The sequence below is a fragment of the Enterococcus sp. 2G9_DIV0600 genome (assembly GCF_002140615.1).
GTDB classification, from domain to species: Bacteria; Bacillota; Bacilli; order Lactobacillales; family Enterococcaceae; genus Enterococcus_D; species Enterococcus_D innesii.
Genome location: NZ_NGLL01000001.1, coordinates 941,522 through 957,438, shown reverse-complemented (window position 1 = coordinate 957,438; position 15,917 = coordinate 941,522). Strand labels below are relative to the sequence as shown.

The 15,917-nt window shown below is 45.5% G+C and carries 11 protein-coding genes; all 11 read right to left on the bottom strand.

The genetic code is table 11. The features are described from left to right. Positions 1–110: 110 nt before the first annotated feature. Positions 111–1,859, bottom strand: coding sequence for an ABC transporter ATP-binding protein (locus A5870_RS04580; protein WP_086291950.1), 1,749 nt, complete (start codon positions 1,857–1,859; stop codon positions 111–113). Continuing rightward, positions 1,843–3,597, bottom strand: a complete 1,755-nt coding sequence (locus A5870_RS04575) for an ABC transporter ATP-binding protein (RefSeq protein ID WP_077452853.1) — start codon at positions 3,595–3,597, stop codon at positions 1,843–1,845. Before A5870_RS04575 ends, A5870_RS04580 begins: the two co-directional genes overlap by 17 nt. A 463-nt stretch (positions 3,598–4,060) precedes the next feature. Then, complete coding sequence (locus A5870_RS04570; protein WP_086291949.1) at positions 4,061–5,704, bottom strand: peptide ABC transporter substrate-binding protein; 1,644 nt, start codon at positions 5,702–5,704, stop codon at positions 4,061–4,063. Positions 5,705–5,731: 27 nt separating this feature from the next. Beyond that, the gene (locus tag A5870_RS04565; RefSeq protein WP_086291948.1) at positions 5,732–6,442 is read right to left on the bottom strand and encodes a gamma-glutamyl-gamma-aminobutyrate hydrolase family protein; all 711 of its coding nucleotides are present in this window, start codon (positions 6,440–6,442) and stop codon (positions 5,732–5,734) included. Positions 6,443–6,736: 294 nt separating this feature from the next. Next, complete coding sequence (ssb, locus tag A5870_RS04555) at positions 6,737–7,219, bottom strand: single-stranded DNA-binding protein (RefSeq protein WP_086291946.1); 483 nt, start codon at positions 7,217–7,219, stop codon at positions 6,737–6,739. 228 nt (positions 7,220–7,447) lie between these two features. Further along, complete coding sequence (gene allD / locus A5870_RS04550) at positions 7,448–8,509, bottom strand: ureidoglycolate dehydrogenase (protein ID WP_086291945.1); 1,062 nt, start codon at positions 8,507–8,509, stop codon at positions 7,448–7,450. 49 nt (positions 8,510–8,558) lie between these two features. Then, positions 8,559–9,776 carry a dicarboxylate/amino acid:cation symporter gene (locus A5870_RS04545; RefSeq protein WP_086291944.1) on the bottom strand — a complete coding sequence of 406 codons (1,218 nt, stop codon included), beginning with the start codon at positions 9,774–9,776 and terminating at the stop codon, positions 8,559–8,561. Positions 9,777–9,789: 13 nt separating this feature from the next. Then, complete coding sequence (arcC, locus tag A5870_RS04540) at positions 9,790–10,722, bottom strand: carbamate kinase (protein ID WP_086291943.1); 933 nt, start codon at positions 10,720–10,722, stop codon at positions 9,790–9,792. Further along, positions 10,719–11,969, bottom strand: coding sequence for an MFS transporter (locus A5870_RS04535; protein WP_005225376.1), 1,251 nt, complete (start codon positions 11,967–11,969; stop codon positions 10,719–10,721). Before A5870_RS04535 ends, arcC begins: the two co-directional genes overlap by 4 nt. Positions 11,970–11,984: 15 nt before the next feature. Then, a complete protein-coding gene (locus A5870_RS04530) occupies positions 11,985–12,806 on the bottom strand; it encodes a DUF2877 domain-containing protein (RefSeq protein ID WP_086291942.1) in 822 nt (273 codons plus the stop codon). Beyond that, positions 12,796–15,804 (bottom strand): DUF1116 domain-containing protein, encoded by a 3,009-nt coding sequence (gene fdrA, locus A5870_RS04525; protein ID WP_086291941.1) that lies wholly within the window; start codon positions 15,802–15,804, stop codon positions 12,796–12,798. Before fdrA ends, A5870_RS04530 begins: the two co-directional genes overlap by 11 nt. Between the last annotated feature and the right edge of the window lie 113 nt (positions 15,805–15,917).

The following is a 15,917-nucleotide window of genomic DNA, read 5'->3' as shown; positions in this document are numbered from 1 at the left end:
TAGATGATTGGCTGCACCTTCGCATTATATTAAAAATCCTTGAGCCACTTCCCATGCAGGAGGCTCAAGGATTTTCTTTTACGGTTAACGTTGTCGGCAATCACCGCTGATTACAGCTGTTCTGCCTGCATTTGATACATTTGCTGATAGATTCCTTGCCCTTGGACAAGACTCGCATGGGTTCCCCTTTCCACGATCTTCCCTTGGTCTAGGACCAAGATTTGATCGGCTTGTTTGATCGTTGACAAACGGTGAGCGATCATGAAGGTCGTCCGTCCTTTTTGCAAGACGGTCATCGCCTTTTGAATGATGGACTCTGTTTCAGTGTCCACATGGCTCGTCGCTTCATCCAGAATCAAGATTTTTGGATCAAACACCAGCGCACGGGCGAAACTGATCAGCTGACGTTCTCCACTAGAAAACTCATTGCCTTTTTCAACGACTGGATGATGGATGCCTTTTTCATAACGGCTCAAAAGGTAGTCAGCGCCGACTTGTTTCAAGGCATCGATAATCATCGCTTCGGTGATCATTGGATCGTTCATTCCGATGTTGCTGGCGATCGTTCCAGTAAATAGATAGGGATCTTGCATGACGATCGCCATTGAATCTCTTAAACTATGACGATCATAATCAGCGATCACTTGTCCATCCACAACGATTTTTCCCTGCTGTGGATCATAAAAACGGAACAACAGGTTCAAAATACTCGATTTTCCAGAACCAGTATGACCGACTAAAGCAATGGTCTCTCCTGCGGCAACGTCAAAGTTGATATCGTGCAAGATCGCTTGCTCAGGATCATAGCCAAAGGTCACCTGTTGGAAAGAAACATCGCCATTCGTGACAGTCAGCTGATCACTTTGTTGTTTTTCAACCGGCTGATCAGCAAACTCAAAGACCCGCTGTCCAGCAGCTAATGATTGCTGCACGTTGGTGATGGTTTGGACAAGCCCTTCGATGGGATCATACAGGCGGTTGATGTAATCAATAAAGGCATACAGCAAGCCTGCTGAGATCGCCAAGCGGCCATCAAGGAAAAAGGCGGCCAAGGTCGTGATCAAAATCAAGATCGTTGAATTTCGCAACAAATTGCCTAATCCCCAAGCGATACTTGAATCGAGCAAGAGGTATTTCCGTCCAGTTTTGAACCATTTCTCTACTGTTTCATTAAATTCTTTCTGCAACTGCTTTTCTCGTTGGAAGGCTTGGATGATCGCCATTCCTTGGACAAATTCATTTAACTGCCCACTGATTTGTGAGATATACTCCCGCATTGCTAAATTGTAACGAGAGGCATATTTGGTATAAAAATGCTGCCAGATGCCCAGAATCGGGATCAAAATAAGCATCGCTGCTCCTAAGGTGCGATTCAAAAGAAATAATGCAATAAACGCACCAATGATTTGGATGATGTTGCTTAACAAATTACTGATCACGATCACGTAGAAATTCGACCGCAAGACTTCGGTGTCATTCGTGATCCGTGCGACGACCTTGCCGGCTGGAATCTGGTCAAAGTAAGAAACCGGTAATTTGTGCATATGATCAAAAAGCTGATCTCGCATTTTTTTGACGATACTGTTGGACATTTTTCGCAATTGTAGCAAGCTGATATAACGAAAAAGGGAACCAATCAAATTGACCAGCAAATACCCAGCGAGTAATTGGATCAAAAGCATCGTATTTAGGTTTCTGCTGTCAACCGCCGGTGTCATCACTCGGTCGATCAGCTGTTTGGCAATCAGTGGTGAAGTCAGTTCGAGCGCTGCTGCCAGCAACAGCAAGATCGCGCCCACGGTAAATTGTTTTTTATAATAGCTCAAATACGTGAGCAAGCGCTTAATCGTTGAGAACACTTGTATCGTCCTCCTTTAACTGTTGATGGTAATACTGTTCTTGGTACCACCCTGGGGTTTCGATCAACTCCTGATGGGTACCACGCTGTGTGATCCGTCCGTCTTCTAAGACGATGATTTGATCCGCTTCGGTGATGGCGGACAATCGATGGGTCACGATAATGGAGGTCGGTGCCTGCTTCATCGTTTTCAAATTCGTGATGATGGCTTGTTCCGTTTTGGCATCAACTGCCGAAAGGGCATCATCCAGTAAGAGGACTTCACTGTTTCGTAAAAACGCCCGTGCTAAGGACAAGCGTTGTTTTTGTCCACCAGAAAGGGAAACGCCTTTCTCACCGACAATCGTTTCGAGCCCTTCTGGCATCCGCTTGATGTCTTCGCTAAAGCAAGCAGCTTCCAGGGCTTCCCACAATACTTCTTCGGAAGCGTCTGGCTGTCCGAATAACAAGTTCTCGCGAATCGTTCGTGAAAACAAGGTATGTTCTTGCGGTACTTCTGCAAAGTGGTTGCGCACGGCTGTTGTTTGATAGGCCGTCAAGGGCTGCTCATTGATCAAGGGTACTTGATCAGAGTATGGATAGCGGTGACCGAATTGTCTTAGCAGCGTCGTTTTTCCGCTGCCGGTCTTCCCAACGATCCCTAAGACTTCTCCACGAGTGATCGTCAAATCCAGTCCTTCTAACACATAGCGAGCTGCTTGTGGGTATTGGAAATGGTATGCTTCAAAACGGATCGTATTGATGGCTTGCAGGTCGGCTTCGCCTGGCGTTTCTAATTCATCCCCTGTCTGCAGCACTTCATTGATCCGACGCCAGGATGCAGCACCTTGCTGCATCACATTCACAAGATCTCCTGCTGAGATCATCGGCCAAACGACCATTGTCAAATACACTTGGAAAGAAACCATCGCACCAATGGTGATCGTTTGGTTAGCAACAAGAAACGCCCCGACACCAAAGCTCATCACAAAACTGATCGCTAAGATGATGGTAATCAGCGGCCCAAAACGGGAATCGATCTCAGAAACGATATTGTTTTTTGCTCGTGTTTCCAGTGTTTTCTTTTGAAACTGTTCCGTGGTGGCTCCTTCTAGTCCATAAGCTCGGACGACCCGAATGCCATCAATGATCTCCAACACTTCACTGTTCATCTCAGAAACAGAATTCTGCGCTTCCGTAAACGCCTTATCGACTTGCGAGCCCCATTTGAAAATGTAATAGGCTAAAAGCGGCATTGGAATCAAGGCAATCAAGGTCAATAACCAAGAAACCGTCCCAGCCATCATCGCTACGATAAAGCTTAGATACAAACTAGTATTTAAGAAAACCATCAGACCATACCCAACGGTCATCCCCATCACTTGGACATCGTCACTGGAACGAGTCATTAAATCACCTGTTCGGAAACGATGGTAAAACGGCGCCCCCATTTTGAGAAAGTGGCTCATCAATTGTTCCCGTAATTGTTTTTGCAAATCGTAGGAACCAATAAATAAATTAAACGTCCAAACAAATTCCGCCAAATATCCTAACAAGATAGCTCCCGCGAAGAGGCTCACATATTGGATCAGTACGGAGTAATCAAAATTATCTTGAATCAACGCATCGATGAACAAGCGCAGAATATAGATCGGTGCAACATACATCGCACTAGCGATCACCATAAAGACGAATACAAAGGTATAGCGCACCTTATGTTCTTTAAAATACGTTGTTAATTGTTTTAATACATACTTCATGTTTTATCCCTCACATTCTAAAAAAGTACACAAAAAAGCTCTGTCCCTTCGGAAAAAGGACAGAGCATAAACGTCGTTATTATAGACATTATCTGTACACTAATGGTTACCGAATGAGGGATTCACTTTATTCAATTTAGTTGTTTTTTTATCAAATACTTTTTGCATCGTAATCCCTCCTTCTCTTTTTATTTTGCTGACTACACCTAACACTTTACAGATAAGTTTCTGAGAATGCAACAACTTTTATTAATTTTCTTTAAAAAAGATTGACTTTTCTAAAAATGCGAATGTCAGAACAGTCCTTTTTAACAACCTTTTTTTGAAAACGAATTCCTGTTTTATCCCAAGAGTTGCAAGGATTTTGGCAAAAATTAAAAAACAGATGCCCCTCTTTTCAACAAGCGCTGTTTGATCAGCACAATTGGTTGAAAAAAAGTTCCTCTGTTTTCTTACTACCTGTTTATTCTGTGACAGATGCTAGGCGATAGGATACTGTTCGTCCAAAAGGAAACACTTGCACCCCTTGCAAGCGATCCGTTTTCAAATACGCCACCGCTCCTTGATATAACGGCAAAACGGCTGTATCTTCAACGATCAATTGCTTTTCGAGTTCTTTCAATAAGTCCCAACGGGCAGCTGGGTCGTTTGCTAAAGTCGTCCGTGCTTCTGCTAACCCTTGGTCGTAACTTTCACTGGCATACCCAGAGGTATTCAAGCCACCTGTCGAATCATAAAATTCTAAGAAGTTGATTGGATCCGCGTAATCTGGTGTCCAAGTCCCAAAGACGAGATCAAATTCACCTTGGGATTGCAAGTCCAAGCGGTTTTGTAAAGGAATCGACTTGGCATCGATGGTTAATCCAGGCAAATTAGTTTCTAACTGTCCTTGGACAAATTCGATGGTTTTCTTGGCTGCTGCTGTATCTGCCGATAGCAACTCCAAGGTAATCTCGTCTTGTCCTAGCTCTTCTTTGGCTTGCGCCCAAAGCGCTTGTGCGGCTGTTAAATCGTACGGCAGTAAATCGCCATTCTCTTCACGAAAATCTTGGTCTGTTTCAGGATCTTTGGCAAAGTTGCTTGGCACAAAGCCGTTCAATGCAGTGGACCCATCACCTAAGATATTTTCGGCAAATGCCTCTTTGTCGATGGCTTGTAAAATTGCTTGACGTACTTTGACATTGCCTGTGACTTCTCGTTTTTGGTTGGCACTTAAATACCCCACCAGCGCCTTTGGCACATAGTTGGCTTGGTCTGAGTTTTGATATTGCTGTGCGTAAGTATCTGTCAAGGTGGTGTAGTCCAGTTCCCCTGTTTCAAAAAGGCTCACACCAGTTGCCGTTTCCTTCACTACTTGCACGTCGATCTTGGTCAATTGGACATTCTCAGCATCCCAATAATCAGGATTTTTCGTTAACGTCCATGATTCGTTGGTTCCATTCCACCCTTCGATCAAGAATGGGCCGTTGCCGACAAAATTTTCCGCTGATAACCCATAATCGGCGCCTTTTTCTTCAGCAAACGCTTGGTTTTTTGGCATAAAAGGTGTCCCGACCAGAATTTGATCCAGATATGAGATTGGACTTGTCAATGTTAGCTCTAACGTCTGCTGGTCCAATGCTTTGGCACCTAACTCACTCACCTCAGCGTCCCCTTGACGCACTTGACTGCCATTTTTCAACACATCCATTTGATTGCTACTGCTAGAACCGTTCTCTGGATTGGCAACATATTGAAAGGCGTAGACAAAATCATCCGCTGTAACAGGATCGCCATTGCTCCATTTTGCATCACGAATGGTGAAGGTATAAACCAGTCTATCTTCTGATACCGTAGGCTCTTCAGCGGCCATCGCAAGCTCAGGATCCCCCTCTTGATCCAGACGGTATAACCCTTCTGCCACTTGTCCGATCATATCGGAACTGTTGACATCCGTGTATTGCCCGCTATCAAGGGTCGATAAGGCGCCAGCGGTTGATACTTGAATCTCTTGCGCCACGGCGCCTTGCTCCTCTTGCTGTCCAGAATCCGTCGTGGAACTCGTGGTACTGCAGGCACTTAAAACCAATAGTGTGAAAGCAGCGATACCAAACATTTTCTTTTTCATTTTTCTCCTCCTTGCGTGACCTCTTTCTTACAACACGTCAACGACATACTTGAAAACCGCTTGTTCTTGTAAAAGCGCATCATAGGCAAAGTCTGGATGCCATTGAACCGCCAACAAACGCTGACCCACGTGTTCAATGCCTTCAATGATGCCATCAGGACTCCAAGCCGTCTTTTGCAACGGACGAGCCAATCGATCCACCGCTTGATGATGAAAGGAATTGACCTTTGTTTTTTGGCCATAGACACGAGCCAACATACTTTTTTCAGCCGTCGCGATGGCATGAGTCGGCACTTCTTTCGGAATCGGTGCCTGCATATGAATGATCTCACTGAAGGTACTGATGTCTTGCTGCAGCGTGCCCCCGAATGCCACGTTGACCAGCTGCATTCCCCGACAAACCGCAAAGATCGGTTTCTTTTGCAGCAGCGCTTCATCGATCAGCGCTAGTTCAAACTCATCCCGTGCCAAAAAGCCACTTCCAGTTGCCTGATGGGCTTCCTGCCCATAAAACTTGGGTGAAACATCTTGTCCACCAGCTAATACCAGTTTATCGATCTGTGAAACATAGTCCTTGGCTGCAGCTGGCTCACTGATTGGCACGAGCAATGGCAGTCCGCCCACTTGCTGGATCGCTCGCACATACCCTAATGGTGTGTAGGCGATCGGCAAATGATGCAGCACATCGCCAGCATCTTGCACTTCATTCGCAGCGATCCCTATAATTGGTTCGCTCATCGACATCCCTCCCTGATTAACGATTTTTTCAGAAAAAAAGCGGCATCTAGCAGTTGCACAAGGCAAGCGCCGCTCTTTTTCTCAAGATATGTTTCAACTATTCTAAACCAATCCGCACTTTTTGTGAAACACTATTTTCACTTTCGCGATCATTTATTACAATCACCATTCTATTTAACCCCCTCTTTGATAAGCAATAAAGAACACCGCTAGTCAGATATAGTTGAATTTTACCAATGCTTTCTCTATGTAAAAAAACATGCGAGAAGCCGTTGCTTTCCGCATGTTTCGTCATTAAAATAATCGATTGTCTTTTAAAAACTCCAGCATCTGTGTTTTTAGGGGATCTTTTTCATTACGGATCGACTTTGTTTGCGTCGTTTCATCAAGTGTCGATGGCCGCTTTTTAGGAAAAGGCGCCGCTGGTTCTTCTGCCAACTCTAAGATTTGGAAGCTATCCACCACCACTTCTGCCGCACAAAGTCTCTGACCTTCTGGTGTTTCATAAGGACAGCCTTGCAAGTGTCCATTGATTTTGATACTTGCCCCTTTTTGAGTATACCGTAAAAAGGTCTCTGCCTGTTTTCCATGAACGACACAAGCAAACCATTCATGGTGCACTTCTTCACTGTTTTGCCATTGAGACACAATGACAAGATCAAAACGTACGCTTTGATCGTCCGCCGCATCAAACGCTTCTTTACTAGGCATCTCTGCGATTTTCCCAGTAAGAACCACTTTATTCATTGCCACGTTGCATCCTCGCTTTTCTCTCATTTCTTGAGTGATCTTACCTTATGCGACCTATTCTACCACATTCCAAAAAACAAGCAATCAAAGGTCGAATGGCTTAAGAAATGCTTTGAACAAAATGAACCAACTCAAAGAATTCGTCTGATCCTGCCAACAATGTGCGATTTTCTGACTGAAAACTTTTCTTTGCTCCAGACAGCAAAAAACCAGTTGGTTCAATCCCCCTCTGAACCAACTGCCTTTTGCGGATTTTTATTTAGCAAAGGAATCTTGACTACCATAGCGATCAAAATGGAGGGTTTCGCTTTCGAGATAATCGATGATCGCTTTGGGGATCATGACCCCTTCTTTCTGGGCTTTTTCAAAGTGTATTTGGCTGATCTCTCCAGGATAGTAGACTTGTGATTGCCCTTCTACTGGCGGGATTGCATGCAGCTCAGTCACCATCTGATCGATGCTTTGCTTGAAGGTTTCGGTGTTGGTAAAACGAGATGGATCGATCACAAGCAGGAATTGTCCTAAGCGGCGTTTTTCCGTCAAGTCCGCATACATGGAGGTGACCTGTTTACCAAAAGCCAAGCCTAGCATTGAGCCAGCTAAAATATCCACCATCATCATCAAGCCATATCCTTTGGCACCAGCGATGGGCAATAATCCTTGGACTGCATAGGGATCGGTGGTAGGCAAGCCATGCTCGTCTACTGCCCAAGTATCGGGGATCTGCTGTTTCTTCGAGCGAGCGTCCAAAATTTTGCCCCACGCTTGAACCGTTGTCGCCATATCAAAAACCACCGGCGGATGATTGGCTCGTGGTGCAGCAAACGCGATTGGATTGGTGCCAAAATAGTTTTCGGTCCCACCAAAAGGCACCGCCATCGGATCCGATTGACACATGGCGATCGCCACTAAGTCGGCTTCAGCAGCCTGTTTGACGTAATACGCCATCGTCCCGCTATGGCTGGTCTGCTCGATTCCTACTGCAGCGATCCCGGCTTCTTTTGCCAGATGAATGGCGATCGCCATCGCTTCATTGCACACATAATGCCCCATACCGTTATCTCCGTGGAAAATTCCGGTAGCGGCGCTTGTTTTTTCAAAAGACATGTTTGGTTCCAGCGTGATGCCGCCTTTTACTAAACGCTCGGCATAGTAGTCCATCCGCACGGCACCATGAGAATGGATCCCGCACGCATCCGCAAAGGTCAAATGTGCCGCTGTTTCACTGGCAGCGGCTTCTGGCAAACCAGCAGCCAAGAGTTTCTTTTGCATTAATGCTTCTAATTCCAGCAGAGAACGTCTGCTCATTTCTTCCATCTTTTCTCCTCCTTATGAAAAAGAGAAGCACGCTTGGCAACGGCTTCTCCTATTGATTAAACACGCGATAATCGAGTTCATCGGCTGACTTAGCGATCAGCAGCGCTGAATAGACGTCTGAGTTCACGTTCAAAATCGTCCGCAGCATGCCAATAAACCATTCGACACCAGCAAATAGCGCAATGCTTTCGATTGGTAACCCGAGCTGGGGAACGATGATTGCCAAGGAAACTAACCCCGCTCCGGGAACAACAGCATTGGCTAAAGAAACGAAAGTCGCAGTGACAGCTACCGTCACCATTTGGATCCCGTCAAAGTTGATTTGATACATTTGGGCGATCGTCATGACGGTAATCGCCATATGCATTGCTGACCCATTGCTGTTCAAAGACATGCCCAATGGCAATACCAAATTGGTGATGCGGCTACTGAGTCCTAATTTGTTCTGGGATTCTTCCATAGCGATCGGCAGTGTGATGGCAGAAGAGGTTGTCGCCAATGCCATGACCGACATATTTTTCATATTTTTGATCAATCGTAACGGATTGATCCGACAATACACGGTCAACAAGACTAGCCACAGCCCAAGGAACGTAACGGTGGCTAGACCGTAGATGAGCAAATAGCTGCCTAATGGCAAAATGATCTGCAAGCCCAGGGAGCTGATCGTTGAAGCGATCAATGCAAAAATACCGATTGGTGCCACGATCATCACGTAACGAATGATGGCAATGACGACCTCATTCAGATCCACGATCAGCCCATAAAGAGCTGACTCAGGTTTCTTTTGCATAAAGCGATTGAGGGCAACACCAAAAAATAACCCAAAAACGATGATTTGAATAATTGACCCTTTACTCAACGCATCGAAAATATTCGTGGGAATAAAGTTGATCACTGTCTCTGATATAGAAATTTCTTGTGCTTGCAGAGGTTCACCGGCAGCTTGTGAAAAGTCGATCCCTTTGCCCGGAGCAAAGAAGACCGCCATCAGCACACCCCATGCAGCAGCGAATAAGGAGGAAATCCCAAAGACAGCGATCGTTTTTCCACCCAAACGTGTGAGTTCTTTCGGGGCAATGCCCCCAACTGCTTGAATGATTTGTCCAACGATCAATAACGGGATCGCCATTTGCATCAGACGCAAGAAAAGATCGCCCAAGATTTTTAGGAATGAAGCGGCTTGCCCAAAGAACAAACCGCAAAGAATCCCTAGAAGAACGGCAATAACGATCTGCGTCACCATCGGTAGTTTTTTTGCTTTCACTTTGATCCCCTCTTTATTTTCGAAGTATGGTTCCTGTATGCTGATCTAGTTCAGCTAACTTTTCGATTGAGGTAATAATCGCGGTTCTGGCAGCATCTTCTTCAACAAAATCAATCGCAGCTTCTATTTTTGGCAACATACTTCCCGCTGCAAAATGGCCTTCCTCGATGTAGCCCTTGGCTTGTGCCACACTGATTTCCCCTAAGGCTTGCTGATTCGGCTGATTGTAATTGATGTAGATATTGTCGACACCGGTCAAAATGATCAGGCGATCGGCCTGCACATCTTTTGCTAAGACACTGGCGGTAAAGTCTTTGTCGTTGACGGCTTCCACGCCAGTAAACCCATTATCGTTGCGAACGACAGGTACGCCACCACCACCGGCGCAAATCGTGATCACACCAGCATCGACCAATGTTTTAATGGCTTCTTTTTCAACGATTTCTTGCGGTTTCGGGGATGGAACCACTTTGCGGTAACCACGCCCAGCATCTTCTTGATATACCCCGCCATTGGCTGCCATCGCAGCATTGGCTTCCTCTTCACTATAAAAAGGTCCGACTGGTTTGGAAGGTTTCTCAAAGGATGGATCTGCTGGATCGACACGAACTTGAGTGACTAATGAGATCACTGAAGGATGTGCTTGACGTGTGGCAAACTCATTGATCAAGGCATTTTGCAGCCAATAACCGATACTTCCTTGGGTCATCGCTACGCAGCTGTCTAATTTCAATTGGGGATTTTTTCCACTTTCCCCGGCTTTTTGCTGCAACAGCAAGTTTCCGACTTGTGGTCCATTGCCGTGACAAACAATGACTTTTTCCCCTTTTTCGACAAAATCGGCAATATAATGTGCTGCTTGCGCAACAACGGCTTTTTGTCCTTCATCACTAGGGTCTTTATCTAAAATAGCATTGCCGCCTAACGCGATCACATTCAAACTCATTTTATGCTCTCCTTCTGATTTTCCTTTGCTAATACGGCAAAAACACCTAATCCGATCAGCAGTAATAGACAAGACAGGTAAAACCCGACCTGCATCGATCCTAAAGAATCGGCTAAAAAGCCAGTAACATAAGGCGCTAAGATCGACCCCGACATCCCGATAAAGTTATAGGCACTCAAGGTCGTTCCTAAGGCGCCTTTTGGTGCGTTTTTCGTCACAAAGGTCACGACGATTGGATCAAGCGCCAGCTTGCCAGTCAATCCATACAAAATCAAAACAGTGATCAATAAGGTACGATCGGTTACAAAGGCAATGGCAAATACGGAAAGGGTCGCCAATGGGACCAATAAATAGACTAATTTTTTCGTCGCGCCAGTTTTATCATTCAATCGAGCAAAGATCAATGCACCTGGAATCGATGCCCATGGGACTAAGGAAGCAATAAAGCCGACACTCGCCCCTTCAAAGCCACGCTCGGCAATCAAGAATTGCGGCAACCAAGTAATGATCACAAAGTTTGCATAAATGCTGGTAAAGCAAAGAACAAAGGCTGCCACGAGATTGCGGTTTGAAAAAATCTGCTTCAAGGAAATCTTTTCTTTTGGCCCTTCTTCTTTTATTTCTTGTCCTTCATCTTCTGGACGAATCACTTTTTCTTTCAAAACAAAATAGAACAAGACACCGACGATCAAGGTCGGAATTGCCATTAGGAAGAAGGGTTGACTCCAATGGCCCCCATTATCCAAGACCAATTTACTAGAAAGCAAGTATCCGCCAGACGTTCCAAACGCCATCCCACTGTTGATAATGGCATTTCCGACGGTCCGTTTGTTGTCGGGAATCGCTTCGGTAGACAATGCGTATTGCGGACCGTAATAGGCACCTTGACCAATCCCTGCAATGGCACGAATCACTAAGAACAAAACGAAGCTTGTGGCTAGCCCACTGAAGTACGTAGTCACCGCCAATAAAACAAAACCTAGGGCGATCACCAATTTGCGACCGATTTTGTCGCCGATGATGCCAAAAGGAATTTGCGCAACGGCATATGTCAAAAAGAAAATACTATTGGCAAGTCCTAGTTGTGTGTTGCTTAAATTGAATTCTTCTCCGATCACACCCATGATTGGATTGAAGATCGTCCGTGTGGCGTACATTAAAATCCAGCCGACAAAGAAAATAGCAACGACTTTTTTCCAGTAAGAATTGCTTACTTTGACCGCATCTTTCTGGTTACTGATTTCCATGATTTCTCCCCATTTCTATTCTTTTTCCTCAAGTGACAATGACTCCAACGCTAACAACAACCCAAAACTAAGATCTTTGCCTGACGAATGACCAACGGACATCAACTGCTGCACATCTTTTTCAATCACCTGTGGGTTTTGCTTTTTTAAGTCTTTAAATAATTGCAGCATCAGAGAATTGACATACCCTTGACTGGCACTTTGAATATAAGCAAGGCTGACATCCGTCGTAGACAGCGGTTTTGCCAATGCTTGCGCTAACGCGTCAGCTTCCGGCTGCTGCAAGGCATAGAGCATCGCTTGATAGGCAACTAAAAGATCATCGCCGCTAGGTGTCAATCCTTTGCCGCGGCCAATCAGGTGGTCAATGATTGGTTCCCAATCTGAGACAGGCTGCCGCAATTCCGCAAACACTGCTTGGGTTTTCTCATCTTCGGGCAACCCAATCTTGGTTTCTAGTTTTTGTTGAAGCAGGATTTCTTTCAAAAGCTGCAATTCCGCAGAGGTGAAGGATAGCTCCTTCACCTGCAGCGAAACCAATTCTTTTTCCTCTAATGACAGAGAAAATGTTCCTTTTGTGCTGTAAAAGGTCAGACCATGCTCTCGGACTTGCACGCGATTGCCGACCTCGATCAAAGGCAGGACTTGTTCAAACAATGCATCTGGTAAAAAGATACCGAAGCCAGTCAAATAGTTGTGATAATTGTTGATGTTAACCAGTTGCTGCCCGATCATCACATTGAATGAACGATCAAACACGCTATGCACCCGACCGTTACGACCGAATCGTCGCAATGGGTCTAGATAATCACTGATTTTGATTTTCTCAGTCAACATCGATCCCCAGATCCTTCGCATAAGCCGTCAAGGCATTTTCAAAACAGCCTAACGGTGCGCGCACAGTCCCTGCACCGACTTGGCCGACACCTGCTTCTTTATGGGCGATCCCGGTATTGATGATTGGGGTGATGCCTGTTTCAACGACTTTACGGATGTCGATCCCCAAACAAGTCCCTTGGAAGTCCCATGTTGGGATCGAGAAGGTCGGATTATGACCGAAACAGATTTTTGCCATTTCATTGGAAGTTTCTAGCGCATCTTCAAAGCCACCAGCGCCGACAAAGCGGGTTACCCCTGGTGCAGCTACCATCGCCATTGCTCCGACGCCGACGGTTTCAGTAATGGCACTATCCCCAATATCAGGATTGCCATCTGCTTCGGTAAACCCAGTAAAGTACAAACCTTTCGGCGTATTGACTGGTGCAGTATGCCATTGGTCTTCTGTTTGGGCGACACGAACTCCAAAATTGACGCCGTTTCTTGTCATGGTGGTCACGATCGTTCCTTTGGCATCGACACGAGCACCATCAACGATGGCTTTGCCAGTTGCCATCATGATATTCAAGAAGAACTGATCGGTATCTGCTAAGAACTTGATCACTTCATATTTTTGCTTTTCATCGATCTCTGTTTGGATGATCAACGGTGCGATCTCTTTCAAGAAGTTCAATGATGCTGCAATATTTCGTTGATGGAATTCATCCCCCATTGTGATCGACCGGGCAATCAATACATTCAAGTTGATGCCTTCTTCTGTTAATTGTAATGCTTTGGCAATGGTTGGTCCTAAGACGTCTTTGATCCAATCCAAACGATCGATGACTTCTTGTGAATAGGCACCGAATCGCAAGACTTTACCGATCCCTTCGTTCAAAATACAGTAGGCTTTGTTGCCGACAAGGCGGTTTTCAACCACAAAGACAGGCATATTCCCAGAAGTGATCCCGCCCATTGGTCCAACTGCCTTGACATGGTGACATGGCATAAAGCGGACTTCCCCACTTTCGAGTAAGCGGCGGGCTTCGTCTTCATCCTTCGCCCAGCGTTCAAACAAGGCAGCGCCGATACAAGATCCTTGCATCGGTCCCGTCATTTCCGACCATTGGATCGGTGGTCCTGCATGCAGCAAGGTTTTCTGGCTTTCGTTTAATTCAGCGATCACTGATTTAGCTGGAACGACATCGATCAAGAATGGTTGGGCATTTTTGATTTTATCCGTCACTGCTTGGTTTTCAGCTGTGATTTTTTCGTCAAATTCTTCTAACGCGTCTAAAATGCGGATCATTTTCTTGTTGCCGTTGGCACGAGGACGCCAGTTGAATTGTTCTGTTTTCCCGCCATATTGCAGGATCGATTCATTGAAGCTTTGCAAGCCAACATTGATGATCCGTGGTTTGGTGGTCAACAGCTCCATCACTTTCTTGCTAACTGTCGGCACCTCAACTTTGCTACCAGTATAGTCATTGACCGCTTTGTCTGCTTCAGAAAGAGTCGCCCCTTTTAAGGCGAGGGCTAATTGCACTGCTTGAGCATTGCTTGGTGCCACATAGACGCCAGCTGCTTTCAAACGGTTGACCGCTTCTTGGTAGTTTTGCGGATCTTTTTCAGTTCCGCAGACGGTAGCAACAAAGTACAGCGTGCGATCAGCTGCTTGGGCTGTTTGCTGTGCAGCTTCGATGGCTGGTAACAGTGCACCTACCATATCTGCATGTGCGCCGTAACCTAACACCACATCAAATAAAATGACCCCGGTTTGCTCATCTTGCGCATAGTCTTCGATTTTTTTAATGCGCACTTCAGGATCGATCATTGGGTGCGGTTTGCCTTGGGTATAGATATCATCACCAAGGTCGATCACATCATAGCCCTGGGAATGCAAGATATAGCCTTCTTGTTTTACAAGGCCTTCTAGATTCAAGGCTTCGGAGATCAGCATTCCTGCTTCGGCAGCTAATGTACCGCCAGAATAAAGACCTTTGACCACTTTATCTTCAGCGAGTTTGGGCACATCTGGGGTTTTCACGCGTTCAAAATAGTTCGCTTTGACGGGTTCTTCATTGGCAAGATCAACAGCGATGCGCGCTGTTTCTTCCAGCGTATGTGCCAAATAGACTTTTCCTTCATGGGCTTCTGGTTTTTCTCCTAAGAAAATCGCTACCACAGGTTTGCTGATACTTTGCAGCAATTGAACAACTTCATCCCGCACTTCTTTTGCAGGTGGTTTCGAGATCACGCAAATCACATCTGTCGGTTCATGATTTTCTAAAGCAACGATGGCATCTTTGACAGTGATCGCCCCAACTTTGTCGCTTAAGTCACGTCCGCCGGTCCCGATGGCATGAACGACACCACCGCCTAATCGGTCAATGATCGTTGTCACTTCTTGAATCCCCGTACCAGAGGCACCAACAACGCCGATGTTTCCTGGTGCCACGACATTCGTGAAGGCAATCGGAATGCTAGAAATAATACCAGTCCCACAGTCAGGACCCATCATCAATAAGCCTTTTTCATGAGCCAGCTTTTTCAAACGCACTTCATCTTCGATAGCGACATTGTCCGTAAACGAGAAAACATGCAAGTCATTTTTTAGCGCTTTTTCCATCTCGGCTGCGCCATATTCCCCAGGAATACTAAATAATGCAACATTGGCATCCGGCATTGCGCTCAAGGCTTCTTGCCATGAAGCCGCCGCTGGCGTTTCTTTGCCTTGATCTTTTGCTGAAAGATCAGCTAAAAATGAATCGATCGCTGGCATAACTTGATCCATGATTTGTTCGTTTTGGCTATCGACCACGATCATCATATCGTTGGGCGAAGCACCTTCTGCCTCTTTAGAAAGCAAGCCAGTGTTATTTAATATATCTTTGTTTGCATCCGTCCCCATCATGATTTGACTCATTTCGACATCGCCTAGATCATTGATCGTATTCGTCAGCAGCATTAAGTTAATGGAATCTTGGTAGTTATTCTTTAAGATTACTGTGTGCAGCATTTGTTCTCCTCCTTTTCTTATACTCTCATTCTAACGAGCCTTGTTTGCGTTTTCATTGGATAAAGTTCTAAAAAAATGCTATACTTTTTATCCAAAAGAGAAAAAAGGAGCAT